17 protein-coding genes are annotated in these 22654 nt (G+C 34.1%); 10 read left to right on the forward strand and 7 right to left on the reverse strand.

What is annotated here, in order from left to right; translation table 11 throughout:
• Positions 1–3: 3 nt before the first annotated feature.
• Together KAOT1_RS06375 and hsdR are read right to left on the reverse strand one after the other, a co-directional pair.
• Positions 4–1644 carry a GmrSD restriction endonuclease domain-containing protein gene (locus KAOT1_RS06375; RefSeq protein ID WP_007093923.1) on the reverse strand — a complete coding sequence of 547 codons (1641 nt, stop codon included), beginning with the start codon at positions 1642–1644 and terminating at the stop codon, positions 4–6.
• On the reverse strand, positions 1644–4016 hold the full coding sequence (hsdR, locus tag KAOT1_RS06380) for an EcoAI/FtnUII family type I restriction enzme subunit R (protein ID WP_007093924.1): 2373 nt from the start codon (positions 4014–4016) through the stop codon (positions 1644–1646). Before hsdR ends, KAOT1_RS06375 begins: the two co-directional genes overlap by 1 nt.
• A gap of 345 nt (positions 4017–4361) precedes the next feature.
• Between hsdR and KAOT1_RS06385 the strand changes: the two genes are divergently transcribed.
• Together KAOT1_RS06385 and KAOT1_RS06390 are read left to right on the forward strand one after the other, a co-directional pair.
• Positions 4362–4646 carry a hypothetical protein gene (locus KAOT1_RS06385; RefSeq protein ID WP_007093925.1) on the forward strand — a complete coding sequence of 95 codons (285 nt, stop codon included), beginning with the start codon at positions 4362–4364 and terminating at the stop codon, positions 4644–4646.
• A 115-nt stretch (positions 4647–4761) separates the two neighbouring features.
• Complete coding sequence (locus KAOT1_RS06390; protein WP_007093927.1) at positions 4762–6144, forward strand: hypothetical protein; 1383 nt, start codon at positions 4762–4764, stop codon at positions 6142–6144.
• A gap of 100 nt (positions 6145–6244) precedes the next feature.
• Here KAOT1_RS06390 and KAOT1_RS06395 read toward each other — a convergent pair whose 3' ends face one another.
• A complete protein-coding gene (locus KAOT1_RS06395) occupies positions 6245–6952 on the reverse strand; it encodes a Bax inhibitor-1/YccA family protein (protein WP_007093928.1) in 708 nt (235 codons plus the stop codon).
• A gap of 495 nt (positions 6953–7447) precedes the next feature.
• Here KAOT1_RS06395 and msrB point away from each other — a divergent pair, with 495 nt between their 5' ends.
• A complete protein-coding gene (msrB, locus tag KAOT1_RS06400; protein ID WP_040559367.1) occupies positions 7448–7891 on the forward strand; it encodes a peptide-methionine (R)-S-oxide reductase MsrB in 444 nt (147 codons plus the stop codon).
• A 178-nt stretch (positions 7892–8069) separates the two neighbouring features.
• Positions 8070–8555, forward strand: a complete 486-nt coding sequence (locus tag KAOT1_RS06405) for a hypothetical protein (RefSeq protein WP_007093930.1) — start codon at positions 8070–8072, stop codon at positions 8553–8555.
• Between the two features lie 393 nt (positions 8556–8948).
• Here KAOT1_RS06405 and KAOT1_RS06410 read toward each other — a convergent pair whose 3' ends face one another.
• A complete protein-coding gene (locus KAOT1_RS06410; protein ID WP_007093932.1) occupies positions 8949–11285 on the reverse strand; it encodes an ATP-dependent helicase in 2337 nt (778 codons plus the stop codon).
• Positions 11286–11447: 162 nt separating this feature from the next.
• Here KAOT1_RS06410 and thrS point away from each other — a divergent pair, with 162 nt between their 5' ends.
• The 6 genes from thrS (at position 11448) to KAOT1_RS06440 (ending at position 18043) form a co-directional block, all read left to right on the forward strand.
• Positions 11448–13391 carry a threonine--tRNA ligase gene (gene thrS / locus KAOT1_RS06415; protein WP_007093933.1) on the forward strand — a complete coding sequence of 648 codons (1944 nt, stop codon included), beginning with the start codon at positions 11448–11450 and terminating at the stop codon, positions 13389–13391.
• Between the two features lie 59 nt (positions 13392–13450).
• Positions 13451–13963: a translation initiation factor IF-3 gene (infC, locus tag KAOT1_RS06420; RefSeq protein ID WP_083777293.1), complete on the forward strand. Its 513-nt coding sequence runs from the start codon at positions 13451–13453 to the stop codon at positions 13961–13963.
• Between the two features lie 90 nt (positions 13964–14053).
• Positions 14054–14251, forward strand: a complete 198-nt coding sequence (gene rpmI / locus KAOT1_RS06425; RefSeq protein WP_007093935.1) for a 50S ribosomal protein L35 — start codon at positions 14054–14056, stop codon at positions 14249–14251.
• 122 nt (positions 14252–14373) lie between these two features.
• The gene (rplT, locus tag KAOT1_RS06430) at positions 14374–14718 is read left to right on the forward strand and encodes a 50S ribosomal protein L20 (protein WP_007093936.1); all 345 of its coding nucleotides are present in this window, start codon (positions 14374–14376) and stop codon (positions 14716–14718) included.
• Between the two features lie 418 nt (positions 14719–15136).
• Complete coding sequence (locus KAOT1_RS21935) at positions 15137–17485, forward strand: ATP-binding protein (RefSeq protein ID WP_007093937.1); 2349 nt, start codon at positions 15137–15139, stop codon at positions 17483–17485.
• Between the two features lie 285 nt (positions 17486–17770).
• Positions 17771–18043 carry a hypothetical protein gene (locus KAOT1_RS06440; RefSeq protein WP_007093938.1) on the forward strand — a complete coding sequence of 91 codons (273 nt, stop codon included), beginning with the start codon at positions 17771–17773 and terminating at the stop codon, positions 18041–18043.
• Positions 18044–18406: 363 nt separating this feature from the next.
• Here the strand turns inward: KAOT1_RS06440 and KAOT1_RS06445 are convergent, their stop codons facing one another.
• From KAOT1_RS06445 to dnaB, 3 genes are all read right to left on the reverse strand, one after another.
• Positions 18407–19678, reverse strand: coding sequence for a hypothetical protein (locus KAOT1_RS06445; protein ID WP_007093940.1), 1272 nt, complete (start codon positions 19676–19678; stop codon positions 18407–18409).
• Positions 19679–19794: 116 nt separating this feature from the next.
• Positions 19795–20940, reverse strand: coding sequence for a lycopene cyclase family protein (locus KAOT1_RS06450; protein ID WP_007093941.1), 1146 nt, complete (start codon positions 20938–20940; stop codon positions 19795–19797).
• 129 nt (positions 20941–21069) lie between these two features.
• Positions 21070–22620: a replicative DNA helicase gene (gene dnaB, locus KAOT1_RS06455; protein WP_007093942.1), complete on the reverse strand. Its 1551-nt coding sequence runs from the start codon at positions 22618–22620 to the stop codon at positions 21070–21072.
• Positions 22621–22654 lie beyond the last annotated feature (34 nt).

Raw genomic sequence — 22654 nt, forward strand, 5'->3', positions numbered from 1 at the left:
TTTTTACTCTATATTTTCTTCAATAATTTCATTATCTAATTCAGAAAACTCACCTACTTTTACTTTTTCAATAATTTTGGGCAATATTGTTTTCGCTCTTTCATTAATAAACAATTCAAAGTTATTATTTTGTGCTGCTTCTAATGCTGCTAAAGAAATAAAATGACTCGCTAAATCTACTTCTAAATTTTGGTTTTGAGCTGCATATTCTGCTAAATAATCAGAAGGGAAATCATTAGATATTTTTCTATTCAATCTTCCAGAGATTAAGGCAAAATTTAATAGTGCATTTATTCCTTTAACGGTTGTGCCAAATTTATCTCTTAATGAATACGGAAAAAAATGATGATTTTCTTTTCCGTTTGATTTTGCAATATTTGATTTATCTAATGTTACTAAAATACTATTGTCAAAATCTTTAGGGTTTTCAAGAGCCATTAAACAAATAACACCATTTTTAATCACAGATTTTGTTTGCATATTTACTTTTGTAAGTTCTTTAATAGTTAAAGAAACTCCAAATACGTTTTCTTCAAGAATGTTTTGCGACAAATTGCTTATCCAATCTGCATCATCTTTCATTTTTGTTAAACTTGAACTCGAAAAACGTGCTGAAAACGTAGCTGTCCAAAACCAATTTTCAATATAATTAAAATGATTTGTCGCAATACTTTTTTTACCAGACTTAAAATAATAAAACTGCAAAATGGGAAGAAAGGCATTGTAAGGTAGATAACCTATAAATTTAACACCAAAAATTTTTACAAAATCAAGACTTAGCCTAATAGCCTCTGTTGTCTTTATCCAATATTCTTCACAAATTTCAGCTGTTAAATTTAACTGATTTTTATTTTTACAATCTCCAAAGGCATTTAGTGACAAGGACTGAATAAACACTTCATTTTCAACACCTCCAAATGCTTTTACATTGGGTTCTGAATTAAAGGTTTTAATCTTATCTCGAAGGTCAAAGCTTGGCGACCAAGCACTGGCATGGACTAAATCGAATAGTGATAATCTTTTTCCTCCTTGATTTATTCTTTCAAAAATGGTAACGACTTCATCAAGTTCCATTTTTAAAGTTTTTATAATACTTATGGGATAATCTGAAAATATTTGTTGGCAATCTCTCCAAACTTCACTGTATTTTGTTCCATTTTCTCTATCATGGATTGCGTAATCAGTTAAAATATTTCCATATTCTTGAGTATGAAAAAGTTTCCAAGCAGGAATGTTATGACTTTCATTCTTTAATCTCGGAATATGAAATATTTTTTTTTCAACATTATAGCATATTGAAGAATAATCTGTTTTGTTGATTGTTTTACCTTTTAAAGCTACATAGAGTGACGTAATTCGTTGCTGACCGTCTAAAATAAAACTATAATAATTTGATTCTGGTTCTTCTGGTAAGTTTAAATCTTTAATTTCACGACAAAAGTTTTTATACTCTTTACCAGCTTCCCAAACAAAAAAAGAACCAATAGGATATTGGCTTTGAATACTGTTAAGAAGTTTTACTATTTTACTTCTTTCCCATACATAACCACGTTGAAACCTTGGAATTTTCATATTTCCATTTTCCAATTGGTTGAATACCTTTTGTAAATTCCAATTATTTATTATTTCAATTCTTTGTTCCATTAAGCAATATTATATATTTCGTTTTCTAGATCTTTAATGGCTTGGTCAAAATCTTTCTTTTTCCCAAAAGCGCGTACTAATTCTACAGCAGATCCTATTTGATTTAAAGGTTGAACTTTTAAAATAGCATTGTCTTCTATAGATGCAATACCTTCTTGTTCGTATTTATCTAACAAGCTATGTAAAACTTTTTGTGCTGTTTCGCTGTATTTGGCAAAATAGTTTCGCTTTCGAACATTGTTTGCTCGTTCTTGTCGCGTTAAAGCTGGTTGGTCAAAAGCAATATGACAGATGAGATCAAAATCATCCAAATCTCGCCCAACTTCTTCGCGAAGCGCTTCTAGTAATATACCATGCTCTGCCAATTCTTTTATGAGTTCTTCTTTCTTTTCAGCATCGTTCCATTTTTGAATAAAATCATCAAGCGAAGCAAATTCTTTTCCCAAATTCTTTTTGGAGTAATCTTTTAACGATTCTGTGATCAGCTTGCCATCTTTTCCGTAATATTGAACACGTTCATTTACGACCGAAACAGGAATATCATTCACATAATATTTTTTTATTTCTTCTTCCGTATCATCAATATCAATATTAGGTATTGTGGGTTTAAAATCATCTGGGTTTGTTGGTGATGCATCATCATCAGGTGTAGTTGTTTCTCCTTCATCTGGCGGCACTACGGATTCTCCAGGTGCTGGTTCGTAGATTTGCACAGGATTACCATCAAAATCGGGGCGTGCAAATATGTTTGTTGCCTTTCTAAAGTCCATAATCGTAAAAAACACTTTGCCTTCAGCTTCTCGTATTCGAGTTCCACGACCAATAATTTGTTTAAATTCTGTAACGGATTGTATGTTAGATTCTAGTACAATAAACTTTACCATTTTGGTATCTATTCCGGTGGTCAACATTTTAGAAGTGGTTGCAATTACGGGAAACGTTTCTTCTACATCAGTAAAATTATCGAGTTCTTGTTTTCCAACTTCATCATCGCCTGTTATTTTTACACAATAGTTCCAATGTTTGGCAACTAAGTCTGCATTTTCATTTATTAAAGCTTGACGCATTCTGTTTGCATGATCGATATCAGTACAAAATACAATGGTTTTTGCAAAACGGTCTGTTGCTTTTAAATATTCGGTAATTTTCTTAGCTACAACTTCTGTACGTTCGTCAATTGCCAACGTCTTATCATAATCTTTTAAGTTATAAATGCGGTCTTTTACTTCATTTCCGTATTTATCCAACAATCCTTTAGTTGGTCGCCAACCATCATCAACGCTGGTTGTAATACGCACTACTTTATATGGCGCCAAAAAGCCATCATCAATTCCTTGTTTTAAAGAATACGTATACACAGGCTCTCCAAAATATTCCATATTGGAAACATCTTTGGTTTCTTTTGGTGTGGCTGTGAGTCCAATTTGGGTAGCCGAATTAAAATAGGTTAATACATCTCGCCAAGCTGACGCTTCTGAGGCGCTACCTCTATGACACTCATCTATAACTATTAGATCAAAAAAATCTTTGCTAAACTCTTTATACGCGTTTTTGTCTTCCTCATTTGAAGTCAATCCTTGATATAATGCAAAATAGATTTGATAGGACTTATCAATCTTCCTATTCTTGATAATATGCATGATGTCATTTCCGAAAGGAGAGAAATCGCCATTTCTTGTTTGTGTTAATAAAGCATTTCTATCTGCCAAAAACAAAATTCTTTTTTTAACTCCTGTTTTCCACAAACGCCAAATAATATTGAAAGCTGTGTATGTTTTTCCTGTTCCCGTTGCCATGACCAACAGAATTTTATCCTGTCCTTTTGCTATAGCCTCTAAAGTTCTGTTTACAGCATTTTGTTGGTAATAGCGTGGCGTCTTTCCGCTATCATCCGCATAATAATCTTTTGCTACTATTTCTTGTGCTTCAGACGTTTCAATCTTAGTATATTGTAAATACTTTTTCCATAAAGTTTCAGGTGAAGGAAAATTATCTAAGGAAATTTCTTGTTCTAATACGCCCGTTGTTTTGGTTTTATCATGAAACACAAAAGAATCTCCATTGGAAGTAAAGACAAAAGGGATTTGTAAAATTTCTGAATATTCTAATGCTTGCTGCATTCCATGTCCCACAGGCTTTTTGTTATCTTTTGCCTCAATAATAGCAATTGGAATGTTTGATTTATAATACAGAATGTAATCGGCTCTTTTTCGTTGTCCTCTAGTATGTAAGTTTCCTTGAACAATGATTCGCCCATCTGTAAAAAATACTTCTTCTCTCACTTGTGTTCGCATATTCCATCCTGACTTTTGCAATGCAGGATTGATAAACTTGGTACAAATGTCTCGTTCTGAAAGTTGTTTTTTATTCAATGATTTCGGTAGTTTGCTTGATTAAAAATTAAAAATACTAATTTTTGATTAGCATTCTTTATCTAGAACACAATTAATTCTTACAATACTAATTGAAAAATACGGAACACCTTTACGGAAAGCCATAATTAAAAAACATAAACATACTATGATACAAAAACTATTACGTCACTTTACTTCTATTATACCAAACGAATAGAAGTAGGCAGTAACGCATCAAAAAGCTATACAATCCTACTTCACCTCAAAAACAGCAATTTTACACAATTCGTAATATTTTAACAATTTTCAGTCATTTCATTGCATAATTATCAATAAAACAGCTCCCGAAACCGTCTCGCAGCAATGCAGGAAGCTTTCGGGAAAACCCGAAACGTTCTCGCAGACGTGCAACAAGCTTTCGGGAAGTCCCGAAACGTTCTCGCAGAGGTGCAACAAGCTTTCGGGAAAGCCCGAAACGTTCTCGCAGACCTGCAACAAGCTTTCGGGGAAGTACAAAACCGTCTCGCAGTGCTGCAACAAGCTTTTCGACACGTTGGAAACGTTCTCGCAGAGGTGCAGGAAGCTTTCAAACGCATTTTATTTTGTCTCGCAGTGCTGCAACAAGCTTTCAAACAAAAAATTATTTAAAAAAAGTGGGTAATGTTTTTAGGGTTGTTACCCATACTTACAGATCGATCTATTGACGGAAACCTGAAAAGTCAATTTAAAACAAAGAGTAAGGAACTAATTAATTTAAAAAATCATGAAAAATTTAAAAATTAATGTACTTGCCATCATTCTAATTATGCTTGCTTCTTGTACGCATGATGATGATGTGAAACTTGAAGATAATTCATCAGTTGCATTAAAAAATCAATCAACAAACGTACAGATGCCGTATGTAGATAGCAATGGCATATTGTTTTTTAACGATCAGGCGCATATTGACCAATATTACGAGTTTTTAGGCGATATGGTAGATGCTGAACAAGAAAACCCAAATGCAAACAATCTAGATATAGATACAATTTTAGATCAGTTTGAGGCGCAATACAGCGGATTTACTTCTTTTAGAAAAACGTTCAATCAGCAATACAATTTTAATAATCAAGGATATTCTAAACAGCAAATTGTATCCATATTCGAAAATACCTTTATTAAAGGATTGGAGAAATCTATTTTTAATGAATATCACGAATTGGGAATAGGAAATAAAATCTACGTATATCTTTCGGAAGATATTGCCGTTGCTTTTGATAAAAACGAACAAAGCATTTTAAATGAGTTACGCGGTACGCCAAAAGGTACAGACGATTTGCCTGCTACGATTTTAGCCACGCATTATCAAGAGATTGAACTGATTTCAGATAATACAAGTCTCGGCACAATGATGCATCTAGATGTTGATTACAACTTAGCATACGACTCCTATCCTATTTTACAAAATGAAGATTGTGATGTATTTAATAAAGCACTTGGTATGAATCTTACAGAAACCATTAAAAACGATGAAGGTGCAATAGAAAGTACATCAACATATGCGTATGAGTTTGCAAATATTACAATAGATTGGGGCGATGGTTCAACACCAACAGTAAGTAATTATAGTACGTATAGTGGCGATCTTTTATGGCATACGTATACCAGTGTAGGAACATTTTATGCGACTGTAACGATTGGTTTTTATGATTTAAATGGTGATTACCAAACCATGTCAGATCCTAAAACTGTGATTGTTGAATCTGCTTGTAGTGAAGCCAATGGTACTGTTACCGATACTGCCAATGATAGCAGTTGGTTGTTAGTTGGAGAATTAATTGTATCAAATGGTTTCTTTGGTTCTAGTAGAATTGAAGGTACCTCAAATGCATTTAAAAAAGATGGTGGCAGTTGGGTACGCGCCAGCAGAAGAAAACATAAACCATACTTAAAAGTATATGTTTCTGGAATTTTTAGAGATGCAAATTGTACTGTAAAAGATCATAAGGAAGGAACAGCACAATCTACACACGCAAATGAAAAAATTAAGATTAAATCAAAACTTTGGAATAGTTACGATCATTCTAATGGAGATATTTATTCAGAACATCGTTTGCAAAAAGGTGATACGTATTTGAGTATCGATTTGGTGTATAATCCGTGTTAAATTGTACTTTTAAATAAGTGACATTCTGAGTTAACTTAATATAAAAACCGCCTTACAACAACTGCAAGGCGGTTTTCAATATATAAAGTATATCTATTATTTATTCACTTAAAAAAATACTCACAACATACCAGAATAATAACATCAAAGAAGCAAACAGTCCTAAAGAAGCGGCTACATATTGATCTTCTTCGTATTTGTGAATCATGTTTGAGGTTTGGTATAAGATAGAAGCTGATGCTAATACGACCATACCAACGCTAAACCATAATCCTAATTCAAAACCTCCAAAGAAGGTTCCGGCAACGATCAATCCTAACGCTAAGAAACTTCCAATGGTTATGATTGATTTTAGAAATGAAAAATCTTTTTTAGTGGTAAAAGCAACCATTGACAACCCAGCGAATAAAGCCAACGTCATGATGGCTGCTTGGGTTAAAATATCACTTTCTCTTGCTCCTGATACTTGTATCGCAATGTAAATAAGTGGTACAAAAATTAAGGCTTCAAGTATAACATATGCAAACAACATAGCATGATGTACCGTTTTGTCTTTTGATTTTATAGCGACAGTTTCTACATAATTTGTAGCAAACATAAATATCCCTAACACTACCAACCATGTCCAACCACCTTGCATCATTTGCATTCCTGTTTCAACAATAAATGGTACTTGCAAAAATAAGTATTCTACTACGATAAATAATAATACTGCAAAGGCTAAATAAGTATATGATTTTTTGTAAAAAGCCACTCTTGCGTCTTCTCCTAAAGCGCTTACGGGCAATGTTTGTCTAAATTGTTCCATGTTTTTCGGTTTTTTTAATAAAATCAAAAGTACTAATTTCCTTTTTAACTCTGCAATTGGAATCCCTTAAATGTATGTTAATTGGTTACTGGTTACTGCTTACTGATTACTGCTTACTGATTACTGCTTACTGATTACTGCTTACTGATTACTGCTTACTGATTACTGATTACTGATTACTGATTACTGATTACTGATTACTGATTACTGATTACTGATTACTGATTACTGATTACTGATTACTGATTACTGATTACTGATTACTGGTTACTGGTTACTGGTTACTGGTTACTGGTTACTGGTTAAATTCTTTATTTTCGGTTTTGTTTCAAAATATAAATTGTTGAACTTATTGACTTAATGCATCATTTTGAACTTGTTTTCTGTGGAAATGTTCTAACAACTATAAATAACATAAAAAAAAGCCAAAAGCTAAGAGCCAAGAGCTAAAAACCAACACCTAAAAAACCCTTATCTTTGCAAAAAGAAAAAACTATGCTTACTTGGAAAGATATTATTCACTATGCCACAAACGGTAATAAAAAACCTGATACGCGAGTAGAAAAAACAGAAGCGGAATGGAAAGCGCAGTTAACTCCTGAGCAATTCCGCATTACACGTTTAAAAGGGACAGAAAGTCCATTTTCTGGTGAACATTGCAGTCGTTATGATCCTGGAGTATACAATTGTGTGTGCTGTAAAACTCCTTTGTTTGATTCAAATTTAAAATTCGATTCAAGTAGTGGATGGCCAAGCTTTACAGAACCTGTAAAAGATAATGTGATTGATTATATTAAAGATACTTCCTATGGTATGGTTCGCGTAGAAGTTACTTGCAGTACTTGTGATGCCCATTTAGGACATGTATTCCCTGACGGACCCGAACCAAGTGGTTTGCGTTTTTGTATCAATTCAGAATCGTTGGTGTTAGAAGATTAGGCTTGGACTTCCATTTGCCTAACTGCTGAATTTTCATGAGTATACTATACTATTTTTTCGAATTCGATAAATAAATGTTTAAAAACAGTAAAATCGTATATGCTTTTAGAGATTTTAAAATGCGGAATTTGAAGAAATAGTTGAATTTTTGGAAACACTTTTAAAGGAATAATACAATATGAATCTTGAACTTATTAAAAGTCGCTTACAAACGGAAAATAGTTTCTTTTCTGAAGATGCTATTTTACATCAACCAACAGTTATTGGGTATGACAAACAATTTCGCTGGAGCTGGTTTGCAACACAAATGAATACGTTTATAGTTGCAACTGATGTAAAAGAGGAAACGATTACCGTGCAAACCATTGAAGCTCACTTAAAAGAAGCGTTTGAATATTCTAGCAAAAACTACAGTGGTTGGCCACGAGGTTTACAATCTGGTGTTGGAGTGATTTCTATTTTAATTTCTGAAAATATTACAGAAGAAGCCAAAGTTTATTGTAAAAAGCTAAAATCAGGTAAAAAATGGGCAGCATTTACCATTCCTGTTGTGATTGATGCTACTACGAAAGAAGCATTTTATTTTGATAAAAATCCAATGTGGGGACGCATTTACTATCCGTTTTTTAAACGAATGATTCAGAAATTAACTTCTTCTGCATAACCGAACGAACTTATGTAATGCTTTCTTTCCTACAATTCACGGAATTGTCAGATGAGTTACTATGTTTCTAATTCACAATCACTTAACTTGACTTTCATATTAATATTAAAATCAATTATTATGTTAGACAAATTAAAAAAGTTCGAAATCAAAAACTCAAGTAAAATTGTAGGCGGAATTATGCCAAGAAAGAAAGCTATCGAATAAATTTGAGAGTTTTATCTGAGTAAAAAGAGGTTGTTTTAAAAGTTATTAGAAACGTCATTCTGGACTTGATCCAGAATCTTATCATATTGATTTTCAATTATTATAGAAAACCCGATCAAGCCTGTCTTGAGTGACAGTCGAAAGTTTAACTTCTAAAACAACCTCTTTCCTATTTGAAACTGATTATTACAATACTTTAAGTTTGGCAAAACGCAACAACAATTTTTTAATGCCGCCAACTTGAAACTTTATTTCTGCTTTTTTATCACCGCCAACACCTTCCAATCGTAAAATTTCACCACGACCAAAACGTGTATGCTCCACCAATGTTCCAGGAACCAATTTTTCATCTAACAAACTTCCGCTTGGTGGCGAACTTTGAGAAGCTTCTGGTTTTATCTTTCGAAGCTTTCTAATTTGCTCTGGTGTCGGACTTCCCACAACTGGCGGACGACCCGATTTTGGTTTCTGTAAACGCAACTTACTCTTATCAACTTCGCCAAAAATATCATTATCAATCAAAGGTTTGAAACGATAATTATCAATTGGCGTGATGTAGTCTAAATATTTATCGTCAATTTCTTCAATAAAACGACTCGGTTCAGCATCAACCAATTTTCCCCAACGGTAACGACTTTGCGTATACGTCAAATACGCCTGTTTTTCGGCTCTTGTCAGCGCCACATAAAACAAACGACGTTCTTCTTCCAATTCACTACGCGTATTCATACTCATGCCCGATGGAAACAAATCTTCTTCCATTCCCACAATATATACATACGGAAATTCGAGTCCTTTTGCTAAGTGAATCGTCATCAGTGCAACTCTATCGTCGTCACCTTTATCATTATCCATATCGGTAGCTAGCGCAACATCTTCTAGAAATTCTGCCAAAGCACCTGTCGCATCTGCCACTTCCACTTGTCCTTCAACGAAATCTTTAATACCGTTCAGTAATTCTTCAATATTTTCAATTCGGGCAATTCCTTCTGGCGTTCCATCTTTCTTTAACTCTTGCACCAAACCTGTTTTTTTGGTAATGTGTTTTGTCAATTCAAAAGCATCTGCACCTTCATTCATCACTTGGAAACTACGAATCATCGTCACAAAGTTTTCGAGTTTTGTTTTGGTTCCTTTGTTAATTTTCAGATCGATCTTAGAAATATTTTCCATCACTTCAAACATAGAACGTCCGTAATGCTTTGCCGCGACAACCAACTTATCAATCGTAGTTTGTCCAATACCACGCGCAGGATAATTTATCACACGTTTCAAACTTTCTTCATCTTTCGGATTGACAACTAGACGTAAATATGCCAAAACATCTTTGATTTCTTTTCGTTGATAGAATGACAAACCACCGTAAATTCGATATGGAATATCACGTTTACGCAATGCATCTTCCATTGCTCTCGATTGTGCATTGGTACGATACAAAATGGCAAAATCGCCATTAGTCAATTGTTCACGCATTTTGGTTTCAAAAATAGAACCTGCTACAAAACGACCTTCTTCTCCATCGGTAACACTACGATTGACTTTTATTTTTCCGCCAGGATCGTTTGCTGTCCAAACAACTTTATCCAAACGTGTTTTATTATGTTCAATAACAGAATTGGCAGCTTCTACAATATTTTTGGTAGAACGGTAATTCTGTTCCAAGCGATACATGGCTACATTGTCATAATCTTGCTGAAAATTCAGAATATTGTTGATGTTTGCGCCACGAAATGCATAAATACTTTGTGAATCATCACCTACGACACAAATGTTCTGAAAACGATCTGCCAAGGCTTTTACAATTAAATACTGTGAGTGATTGGTATCTTGGTACTCATCTACCAAAATGTAGCGAAAACGATTCTGGTATTTTGCTAACACATCTGGGAAACGATTCAATAATTCGTTGGTTCTCAATAACAAATCATCAAAATCCATCGCGCCAGCTTTAAAACAGCGATCTACATATTCTTTATAAATTTCGCCCATTCGCGGACGTTTTGCCATCGCATCAGCTTCTACCAAATCGGCATTATTAAAATACGCTCTTACTGTAATTAAACTGTTCTTAAAGGAAGAAATTCGCGAACGTACTTGCTTGTACTTGTAAATATCTTTATCAAGTTGCATTTCTTTGATGATGGAACGAATCAAACGTTCAGAATCTTGGGTATCATAAATTGTAAAATTGCTCGGATACCCTAACTTATCTGCTTCAAAGCGTAAAATTTTGGCAAAAATAGAATGGAATGTTCCCATCCATAGATTTTTTGCTTCACTTCCACCAACAATATTAGCGATACGATTTTTCATCTCTCGCGCTGCTTTGTTGGTAAATGTCAGCGATAAAATATTAAATGCATCAATACCTTGACTCATTAAATATGCAATGCGATACGTAAGTACTCTCGTTTTTCCAGAACCTGCACCAGCAATAACCATTAACGCGCCATCTTTGTGAAGTGTAGGCGCTCGTTGTGCGTCATTTAACTGATTTATATAGTGATGAATGTCTTGCTCCATAATTGCTTCAAAAATAAAACACTCTGCTCGCTATTACAACAGTTATTTTTGAAAGTTATACACTTTTTTTAGCTGTTTTATTTTTTATCAGATATAATCCAAATATAAATTGTACAGGTGTATGGTTCGTATTATCTTTGTTAGCTTAATATTTATTTTTGTATGATAAAAATTACATTGCCAGACGGCTCAGTTAGAGAATTTGATTCGAGTGTAACTCCCATGGATGTTGCCAAGAATATTAGTGAAGGTTTTGCCAGAAACGTGATTTCTGCAAACTTTAATGGTGTCACCGTAGAAACAACCACGCCACTTACGGAAGATGGTTCGCTTATTTTATACACCTGGAAAGACGATGAAGGAAAGAAAGCTTTTTGGCATTCTTCCGCACATATTTTAGCACAAGCAATTCTGGAATTGTACCCAGATGCTAAATTATGGGTTGGTCCAGCGATTGATAATGGCTTCTACTATGATGTTGATATGGGAGATGAAACCATTACTGATAAAGATTTTAAGACAATTGAAGATAAAATGCTTGAAATTGCGAGAGGAAAGCACGATTTTAAAATGCGCTCAGCAACAAAAGAGGAAGCATTAGCTTATTATAAAGATAGAAACGACTATAAAGTTGAATTGGTAGAAGGTCTAGAAGATGGTACAATTACATTTTGTGACCATGACACATTTACCGATTTATGTCGTGGTGGACATATTCCGAATACAGGAATTGTAAAAGCTGTAAAAGTAATGAGTGTTGCTGGAGCTTACTATAAAGGTGACGAAAACAACAAGCAATTAACACGTATTTACGGAGTTTCTTTCCCAAAACAGAAAGAACTTAAAGAATATTTACACTTACTTGAAGAAGCTAAAAAACGCGATCACAGAAAACTTGGTAAGGAATTAGAATTGTTTACCTTTTCACAAAAAGTAGGTCAAGGATTGCCATTATGGTTGCCAAAAGGAGCTGCTTTGCGTTCTCAGCTAGAAAATTTCTTGAAAAAAGCACAGCAAAAAGCTGGGTACGAAATGGTCATTTCTCCGCACATCGGACAGAAAGAATTGTATGTAACTTCTGGACATTACGCGAAATATGGAGAAGATAGTTTTCAAGCAATAAATACGCCTAAAGAAGATGAGGAATTTTTATTGAAACCGATGAACTGCCCGCATCATTGCGAAATTTACAATACGAAACCATTTAGTTATAAAGATTTACCGAAACGTTACGCAGAATTTGGAACAGTATATCGTTATGAGCAAAGTGGAGAATTGCACGGATTAACGCGTGTAAGAGGATTTACGCAAGATGATGCACATATTTTTTGTACGCCAGATCAACTCGATCAGGAGTTTAAAAACGTGATTGACTTGGTTATGTATGTTTTTGAATCTTTAGGTTTTGATAATTTTACGGCACAAGTTTCGTTACGTGATCCTGAAAAACCAGAAAAATATATTGGTTCTACAGAAAACTGGGAAAAGGCTGAAAATGCGATTATCAATGCTGCAAAGGAAAAAGAGCTTAATTATGTGATAGAATATGGAGAAGCTGCTTTTTACGGACCAAAGCTTGATTTTATGGTAAAAGATGCCTTAGGAAGAAGCTGGCAATTAGGAACAATTCAGGTAGATTACAACTTGCCTGAACGTTTCGATTTAACTTACAAAGGCAGTGATAACGAGCTTCACAGACCTGTAATGATTCACCGTGCACCTTTTGGAAGTATGGAACGTTTCATTGCTATTTTGTTAGAACATACAGGCGGAAATTTCCCATTATGGCTAATGACAGAACAAGCAATTTTATTACCTGTTAGTGAAAAATATGAGAATTACGGGAAAAAAGTTTTAACTTTGTTAGAAAATCACGAAATTCGCGCCCAAATCGACAATCGAAATGAGACTGTTGGTAAAAAAATTCGGGAAGCAGAAATGAGCAAAGTTCCTTTTATGCTTATCATTGGTGAGCAAGAAGAAAAAGATGGCACAGTTTCTGTACGAAGACATGGAGTTGGCGATATCGGAACTTTAACTATGGAAGCATTTGCAGACATGGTGAAGGAAGAAATAAATAATAGCTTACAACCATTTAATGTTTAACTTAAAATTTTAGAACCATAGCAATACGAAGAAAAAGAAGTAGAGCTCCTAGACGAGAAATCAAGGAAGATCCACACAGAATTAACAGAAAAATCAACGCTCCAGAAGTACGACTTGTAGGAGACAATGTTGAAGTTGGTGTTTATCCGACAAGGAAAGCACTTGCCATAGCAGATGAACAAGAATTAGATTTAGTTGAAATCTCACCTAAAGCTAATCCACCTGTTTGTAAAATAATGGATTATAAGAAGTTCCTTTACGAACAGAAGAAACGTGAGAAATCATTAAAAGCCAAAGCATCAAAGGTAACTGTTAAGGAAATTCGTTTTGGTCCTCAAACAGATGAACACGATTATGAGTTTAAAAAGAAACACGCAATCAAGTTCCTTAAAGATGGTGCAAAATTAAAGGCATACGTATTCTTTAAAGGACGTTCAATTATCTACAAAGATCAAGGGCAAATTTTATTATTAAAATTAGCACAAGAACTTGAAGAATACGGTAAGGTTGAACAAATGCCTAAACTTGAAGGAAAGCGAATGATTATGTTCATCGCACCAAAAAAGAAATAATGCTTCGACTTCGCTCAGCCTGATACAAAAATCTGTTGCGTGAAATCAAGTTAAAAATAATAAGCGAAATATTTAAATACATTAGGAATTATGCCTAAAATGAAAACAAAATCCAGCGCAAAGAAGCGTTTTAAGCTTACTGGAACTGGTAAAATTAAAAGAAAGCACGCTTACAAAAGCCACATCTTAACAAAGAAGTCTAAAAAGCGTAAGCTAGCATTAACGCACAGTACATTAGTACACGATAGTGACGTTAATAGTATTAAAGAACAATTACGTTTAAAGTAATCCGTTCTTTCGGTTAAAAACAATTTATAAACCCTGGAGTTAGGCTCAATTAAAGAATTCAAAATTCAGAATTTATAATTCAGAATTTTCGAATCGCCTACTACAAAAAATCATTTAAAAGTATGCCAAGATCAGTAAACGCGGTTGCTCGTAGAGCCCGAAGAAAAAAGGTATTAAAACAAGCCAAAGGTTACTTTGGAAGACGTAAAAACGTTTGGACAGTTGCAAAGAATGCGGTTGACAAAGCTATGAGTTACTCATACAGAGACCGTAGAAACAAGAAAAGAACATTCCGTGCATTATGGATTACTCGTATTAATGCGGGAGCTAGATTAAACGGTATGTCATATTCTCAGTTTATGGGGAAAGTAAAAGCTAATAACATCGAATTAAACCGTAAGGTTTTAGCTGATTTAGCAATGAATCACCCAGAAGCTTTCAAAGCAATCGTTGAAAAAGTAAAATAAATCGTCAAATAATATATATTTCGCTTATAAAACCGATACAAATTGTATCGGTTTTTTTTATGCTTTTACTTTCTAAATATCTTCACTCCTATTCTCCTTAAAAATATGCTCTTGTAAAATTTAGTATTACACATATTTTTACAGTTTATTTGCACATTTCTTCAAAAAAGAGCTCTAAAAAGAAAAAATATTCAATTATTTCTACAGAACTTTGATTTTTTTTCAATTTACCCTACATTGCAACCTACAATTTCCCTATTGTATTGCTTATGACTACTATACAACCTCATGCACGCATTTTTAATGCTGCTAACGTATTACTAGAGTATCGAAATTTAACATCCTATCGGGCTTTTCTGCGCCGATGCATATTTGTCTTGAACATTCACTCAAAAACAAAACGTTAGCAAGCTATAAAATGTCGTATTTCAACAAAATTTTAAAGCGTTCTGCTCCGAAAGAATCTAGCAACCTTGATGCTTCTATAAGAAATACAATTTCTGTACTTTTAAAAGACCTGAAATCACAACTCAAAAAATACTATGTGCATTATGAGTTGAGCTCTAAATTGAAAGTCTACGAAACTATGTCAAGCGATCATAAGCTAGAAAATTTACCGAGTATTTACTTGGAGATTGAAGAATTTCTTTCATCACAACTAGATGCAAAGCTTGATAAATTTACGTTTCGTAGAAATATAAAACAGTCGTATCCGCTATTGTGTGAGAAAGATGAATTACACACTATTTTTATTGAAAGTGAAGACACTCAAAAGGTATTGCTCTCCCAATTATTCTTAAAGGAAGTATTGGTCAAATCTAGAGAAATGCTTGGTGATTTTGATCCAAACTTTTTAGTAGAAGCAGAAGATTTATTAATCAACACGCCGTTATCTTTTGAGATCATCACGCAACAAAAAGCAGCTTCAATCTTAAAAGAACTCTCTGAATATTCAAGTAATATTCAAAGGAAAATAAAGGAATATCTAGGCTCAAATGCCATGTTGAGCATTTATAATAATGCTTATAATAAGCTTTTTAACAATTATTATTTGCTGGAAAATTTTACGATTATTGTAAATTTAGTTCCAGAACAATTATTGGTTACTGAAAATACCAATCTGCCAAGCAAAGGGCAATTACATCGCTTGCTCAAAGCACAAATCTCTAGCTTAGAAGATATCAATTCGAAATTGAGTAAAGAGATTTTTCAGAAATCACAAATTCAAAAAGAACTTGAAAATAATGAAAAGCTATATGCTGCGGTAATTCATAATTCGTTGGATGCCAATATTATTTTTAATGTTGATGGAATCATTATTCGATCTAACAAAAAAGCGGTAGAATTTATCAATGCGCATGAAAATCAAATCAACTTTTACAAGCTTTTACCAAAAGAATTTTCTGAAAAATTAAAAACAATTATTGATGCATTTTCACGCAATACTTCATCGGGATTAGCACAAGACTTTTTTGAGTTTGAAGTGTATAAAAATGGAGAAACAATTTACTATAACTTAAAAGTAAATCCAATATATATAAACAATAAAATGCTTTTTTTCTGTGTGATTCGTGACATTTCAAAAGATATCAGAAACATGATCCGAATTGAAGAAGCTCGCGTTATTGCTGAAAAATCTGCCAAAGCAAAAACGACTTTTTTATCAAATATGAGTCACGAAATTCGAACACCTTTGAATGTGATTCTTGGCTTGTCTGAATTATTTAATAGAAAAGATTTTACAGGAACAGAAAAAGAATATGAGAATATTGAAGCGATTCGGTTTTCTACAGAAAACTTATTGATGATTGTCAATGATATTCTCGATTTCTCTAAAATTGAAGCAGGAAAACTTAATGTACAAAAGGTTGATTTTAATTTTACAGAACTTATTTCCAATCTAAATAAAGGCTTTAGGCTAAAAGCAGAAGAAAAAGGACTTGATTTTTCTATAAATATTACCAATTCGATTCCTAAATATATAGTGGGCGATCAATACAGATTGAGTCAAATTTTAAATAATTTGATTGGAAATGCGATTAAATTCACCAAAAAAGGTTTTATAAATGTAAATATCACTGCAAAAGTACTAGAAGATAAAACTTTGCAATTGTACTTTACGATTGAAGATTCTGGTTACGGAATTCCAAAAGAGAACCTAAACAGTATTTTTGAAAGCTTCTACCAAACTTATCACAGTGAGCAAAAACCAAAAGGAACTGGTTTAGGACTGAGTATTACGAAAGAATTGGTGTCGCTTTTGGGTGGAAATTTAACGGTAAAAAGTGAAGTAAATGTTGGAACAACCTTTGATTTTGATTTGAATTATAAAGTCAGTGATTTAAGCGACTTAGAACTTCAAAATACACAAAATATTAACCACAATCTTCGAAATAAGAAAATTTTAGTTGCGGAAGATAATAAGTTGAATCAGTTATTTATCAAGCAATTATTAAAAAAATGGGATGCCGAAACTACAATAGTAGAAAACGGTCAGGAAGCTGTTGAGATTGTAAAATCGCAAGATTTCGACTTGATTTTGATGGACATACAAATGCCAGTTTTAGATGGTTTGGAAGCCACAATTGCTATTAGAGCGTTAGAAAAGGAGAAGAAAAAAATTCCAATTGTTGCCTGTTCTGCGGATGTTTTCCCTGAATCCAGACAAAAAGCCGAAGAAGCTGGCGTGAATTATTATATCACAAAACCTATCAGCGCAAAATCGATCAATGAGATATTATATTTGTTAACCACAAATTCTAATTAACTGTTCTTCTATATTTTATGATAAATCGAAATTAATTATATCAAACTCCTTTAGATTTGAATTTATAAATCAATCAATCATAAAGTCAACCCCGTAATTTCCCGTGGAAAAAAAGAGAATTACTTGTTTTATAAAATTACGTAATTGCTTCCTTATGTTCCAGTCATATTCTGTAGATATTTGTAATGTAATCAAATGAAAAATAGAGTACTATGTTTTTCATTCTACAAAGGAAGAAACCGAAAATCCTAAAACAGAGTAGGTCAATTTTAAATACATAATATCATGGCAGCAAATAATTTTTTTAATGTAGTAAACATTTCAGGCGGAGCTTTAAACGCAAAAATCAACGGAAATACCATTAGTGTTCCTACTGAAGGAGCACAATCTCCTGGACATACATTTCAAGCAGGAGAAAAAATCACAGTAACTGTAGAAGGGCAATCTGTAGATTTAAACTTGCCAGGCGGAGTTAATTCTTGGTCAACCATAGTATATACAACACAAGGAATTAATGTATTTCCATCTGCGCCAAATAGTGGAATTGTTCAGTACTAGATCACTTTAAGCAATTTTTGTAAAAAAGAGGTCGTCTAAAAAACGTATAGAAACGTCATTCTGGGCGTGATCCAGAATCTTCTCATACAGATTATCAATCTATATGAGAAACTGAACCAAGCCTGTCTTGAGCGACAGTAGAAAGGTTCGGTTTGACGAAACACTTATACTTTTAAGACGACCTCTTTTTATTTTGCTTCAATTCTTTCGCCACTTAGCTAAATCATCAGTAGCTGTACTTCCGCCTTTTACAGAATTTGGTTGTTGAATTGAAAATTTCTTAAATTTTTCTAACATGATTATTAAATTAAAAAGTTACACAAAATATCACGAAAACGATCAACTCATAAATTTATGAATAAATCACGTTTTCTGCTTTTTCTTTTTTGCTGCTGGAAATAGAATATTGTTGAGAATCAATCGATATCCGGGCGAATTTGGATGCAGCTCTAATTCCGTTTTTGGATCTCCTACTCTATGTTGATAATCTTCAGGATCATGTCCGCCATAAAACGTAAAAAATCCTTTTCCTTTGATTCCGTGAATGTAACGTCCTTCGCCGTTGATTCTGTTTTCGCCTAAAATTAGCACGGATGGTTTTATCTGAGAACGATCAAAACTTGTCGTTTGTCCCATAAAACCTTTTACTAAAGCCGTATGATTTTGACATAACATCGTTGGAATCGGATCCCATTTTGCAGAGAAATCCATTAACGTGAAATAATCAGCTTCCTTGGCAATTCTTCGTTTTGCAGTCATATCAATCGAAGAAAACTCATATTTTGTTGGACTTCGCTCTAAAGTAAAGTCTGTAAACGCAAAGGTTTTGTTGAAGTCTATTTTATTTTGGTAATTTCTATCCGACACATCGCCATCAAACATCGGTTCGCAAATATCTACACCTTCCGCGGCAAGTGCAATATCAAAACTATCAGTTGCGCTACACATCGCAAACATAAATCCGCCACCAATGACATAATCTCGAATTTTCAAAGCAACATCACGCTTTTCTTCCGAAACTTTACTATATCCAAGCTTTTTTGCCAACGCTTCTGCATCTTTTTTCTCACGAATATACCAAGGCGCCGAACGATAAATTCCGTAAAATTTTCCGTATTGTCCCGTAAAATCTTCATGGTGCAAGTGCAACCAATCGTATTTTATCAAATCGTCTGCCAACACTTCTTCATCGTACACTACGTCATAAGGGATTTCCGCATAGGTCAACACCATCGTCACTGCATCGTCCCAAGGCACATTTCCTTTTGGAGAATATACGGCGACTTTAGGCGCTTTTTCCAGAATAACCGCTTCCTGATTTTTACTCGGACTTGCTATTTCTTCTAAAATTGTCGCTGTTTTAGCATCTGACAAAATTTCATACGAAACACCGCGGATTTTACATTCCTTTTCTACAGCATCAATTGCTGGCAATAAAAATGATCCGCCACGGTAATTGAGCAACCATTTGACTTTGACCTTTTTTTCCAACGACCAATACGTAATTCCGTAGGCTTTTAAGTGATCTTTTTGAGAATCTGAATCCATCGGAATCAGAATGTATGAAGCGTAACTACTCACTGAAAACAGCAAAAGCACGATGAATGTGATAAAATTTTTGATTTTCAACTGCATAATTTTTTGTACTACGGAAAGATACGCAAAAATTATACCTCAGTAAAAAAATTATCGTTTCTATAACAGATAATCGGATTTTAGAATCATTTTTCAAATAGTATTCACTTGTGAAGTTATTTTAACTGTTTTACTCCAGAAGTCAAAAACGGCATGATTGGCAAGCAACGCATCACTTTTATATCTTCCCAAACCGAACTTTCATTACCTAAGAACGCTAAAATCGTTTCTATTTCACGATTTTTAAAGATGGTTGCAAAGATTTCTTTTCCTTCTAATTTTTCAGATAGAATGACTTCTAACAGTGTTCTGTCATACCATTGAAACATCTTGTCACGAAATGTTAATTGTGGATTTGGATGCTTTCCTTTTTTTAACAGATGGATGATGTTTTCCGTGTGCTTTTGAACGAATTGAAATGTGTAACCACTACTCGCTTTCGTAAATCCGCCCGCAGTGCCAAGATTGATAATGCATTTTTCATTAGGAACGTTTCTAGAGAATTTTGCCAAAGACATTGGAATGATACCGAATTCCGTATGTATAATTTCGTAATCATCAATTTGTAAATCATCTTTGATATATGCTTTAAGCGCCGCTTTGTATTGTTCCTTTTTTAATACTTTTTCTGTAAATAATGTATATTCTACCAACGCTTCCGTTTCACTCGTTGGCAAAACGTACATAAATGTGGCACCGTGTTCTTGTGATAGTGTAAAATCCATCAATCGACCAACATTCGGTTCAAAAACTGGCTTTTTTGATTTGATGACCCAACCTTCAAAGTGTTGTAATAATGAATTTTTAGTGTCCATTTTTGGGTAAAACAAACTTGTAGAATTGAATACATATGTTGCTTTGTACGTTGCATTTTCAGTGGAAACTTCCGCAAAATCATCCACAGAAGTGATTGCAATAATATTTTCTGAAATGAACGTTACATTGTCAAATTGTTTCGCAAAACCGATCACATGATTGTAAAAGTCAATTCCTAGAATCATTTTGTAACGATACTCCTTCATGTGAAATTTACGCTGAAAATCGTCTGATAGAAACTCCAACGTTTCCCATTGATGTGTGACAACTTCTTCAAACAAACCACGTCCTTTTTCCCAAAAACACCACGTACGATCGTTTTTATTTTTTTGCGCTTTGTCTATGACTAATATTTGCTTTTTGCATAATTGCGAATCTTTTAAAATTCGGTAAAGCAAGCTCAATCCTGCGCAACCTGATCCAGCAATAATGTAGTCATATTTCATGGAGTATATTTAGTTTTTGTCACTTCGATCATTATCATAGACACCAAGAAGTATTTGATACGTAACATTCATAGGAATCTCGACTGCGCTCGATTTGACATGTATTTTACAAAAATACGGAATTCTACTCTAGAACGGAACTTCGTTGTCGTCTGGATTAAAATCATCATTCATGGAACTTCCAAAAGCTTCGTCGGCACTTGGCAAGTTTTCTGTTTTGAACGTGTCATCGTTTGCGGCGTCGTTCATTTTTGAATGGAATTCAAATGGCGAATCAAAGGTTTCTAGGTTGTCAAACTTACCTAAATGTCCTAAGAATTTGAGTCGAATGTTGTCCAAACCACCATTTCTGTGTTTTGCAACAATGAATTCGGCTTGTCCATCTGTTGGCGAGCGTTCTTCATCATCCCATTCTTCAATTTTATAGTATTCAGGACGATAGATGAATGATACAATATCTGCATCCTGCTCAATCGCTCCCGATTCACGTAAATCTGAAAGTAATGGACGTTTGCTTCCTCCACGCGTTTCTACCGCACGTGATAACTGTGATAAGGCAATTACAGGAACGTTTAATTCTTTTGCCAAAGCTTTTAAGTTACGCGAAATGGTCGAAATTTCCTGTTCACGGTTTCCTCCTTTTTGACTTCCTCCTGCGGTCATTAACTGCAAGTAGTCAATCATAATCATTTTGATGCCGTGTTGCGATGCCAAACGTCTTGCTTTTGCACGTAAATCAAAGATGGATAAGGAAGGTGTATCATCAATGAATAAAGGTGCTTTTTCGAGTCCTTTTACTTTTACATTGAGTTGTTCCCATTCGTGTTTTGCTAGTTTTCCCGTACGTAATTTTTCGGAAGACAATCCTGTTTCTGAAGAAATTAAACGTGTGATTAACTGTACGGAAGCCATCTCTAACGAGAAGAAAGCTACCGGAATATTTTGGTCTACAGCTATGTTTCGAGCCATTGATAAGGTTAAGGCTGTTTTTCCCATACCAGGACGCGCCGCTACAATAATTAAGTCACTTGGTTGCCATCCAGAAGTTAGTTTGTCTAGCTGTGTAAATCCTGTTGGAATTCCACTTAAACCTTCTTTGTTTGAGATTTCTTCAATTTTCTTTTTGGCTTGAATTACCAAACTTTGCGCCGTTTCTGACGATTTTTTAATGTTTCCCTGTGTTACTTCGTATAATCGTGATTCTGCTTTGTCTAATAATGAAAATACGTCGGTTGTTTCGTCATATGCATCTTCAATGATTTCGTTTGAGATTTTAATCAAACTACGTTGAATGAATTTCTGCAAGATGATACGTGCATGAAATTCGATATGTGCAGACGAAGATACTTTCTGCGTAAGTGAGATAAGATAAAAATCGCCACCCACAATTTCGAGGTTTGCATTTTTACGCAATTGCGACGAAACCGTTAATAAGTCAATTGGTTCAGAGTTCTCAAAGAGTTGAAAGATTGCCTCATACACAAGCTTGTTGGCTTCTTTATAGAATGCTTCTGGACTTAAGATATCAATGACCTCATCGACACCTTTTTTGTCAATCATCATTGCGCCAAGTACAACTTCTTCTAAATCGACAGCTTGCGGTGGTAATTTACCTTTTTCAAGACTTATTAGATTACTTTTATCAGTTTTATATGTTTGCTTAGGGTTTACATTTTCCATGACTGCGAAAGTAAAAAATACTTTTACTTTGAGG

It is taken from the genome of Kordia algicida OT-1 (assembly GCF_000154725.1).
GTDB classification, from domain to species: Bacteria; Bacteroidota; Bacteroidia; order Flavobacteriales; family Flavobacteriaceae; genus Kordia; species Kordia algicida.

Excerpts from the sequence above, each read along its gene's own strand:
- KAOT1_RS06375 (WP_007093923.1), bottom strand. The coding sequence starts at position 1,644 with ATGGAACAAAGAATTGAAATAATAAATAATTGGAATTTACAAAAGGTA.
- KAOT1_RS06385 (WP_007093925.1), top strand. The coding sequence starts at position 4,362 with ATGCAGGAAGCTTTCGGGAAAACCCGAAACGTTCTCGCAGACGTGCAA.
- KAOT1_RS06390 (WP_007093927.1), top strand. The coding sequence starts at position 4,762 with ATGAAAAATTTAAAAATTAATGTACTTGCCATCATTCTAATTATGCTT.
- KAOT1_RS06395 (WP_007093928.1), bottom strand. The coding sequence starts at position 6,952 with ATGGAACAATTTAGACAAACATTGCCCGTAAGCGCTTTAGGAGAAGAC.
- msrB (WP_040559367.1), top strand. The coding sequence starts at position 7,448 with ATGCTTACTTGGAAAGATATTATTCACTATGCCACAAACGGTAATAAA.
- KAOT1_RS06405 (WP_007093930.1), top strand. The coding sequence starts at position 8,070 with ATGAATCTTGAACTTATTAAAAGTCGCTTACAAACGGAAAATAGTTTC.
- KAOT1_RS06410 (WP_007093932.1), bottom strand. The coding sequence starts at position 11,285 with ATGGAGCAAGACATTCATCACTATATAAATCAGTTAAATGACGCACAA.
- thrS (WP_007093933.1), top strand. The coding sequence starts at position 11,448 with ATGATAAAAATTACATTGCCAGACGGCTCAGTTAGAGAATTTGATTCG.
- rpmI (WP_007093935.1), top strand. The coding sequence starts at position 14,054 with ATGCCTAAAATGAAAACAAAATCCAGCGCAAAGAAGCGTTTTAAGCTT.
- rplT (WP_007093936.1), top strand. The coding sequence starts at position 14,374 with ATGCCAAGATCAGTAAACGCGGTTGCTCGTAGAGCCCGAAGAAAAAAG.
- KAOT1_RS21935 (WP_007093937.1), top strand. The coding sequence starts at position 15,137 with ATGTCGTATTTCAACAAAATTTTAAAGCGTTCTGCTCCGAAAGAATCT.
- KAOT1_RS06440 (WP_007093938.1), top strand. The coding sequence starts at position 17,771 with ATGGCAGCAAATAATTTTTTTAATGTAGTAAACATTTCAGGCGGAGCT.
- KAOT1_RS06445 (WP_007093940.1), bottom strand. The coding sequence starts at position 19,678 with ATGCAGTTGAAAATCAAAAATTTTATCACATTCATCGTGCTTTTGCTG.
- KAOT1_RS06450 (WP_007093941.1), bottom strand. The coding sequence starts at position 20,940 with ATGAAATATGACTACATTATTGCTGGATCAGGTTGCGCAGGATTGAGC.
- dnaB (WP_007093942.1), bottom strand. The coding sequence starts at position 22,620 with ATGGAAAATGTAAACCCTAAGCAAACATATAAAACTGATAAAAGTAAT.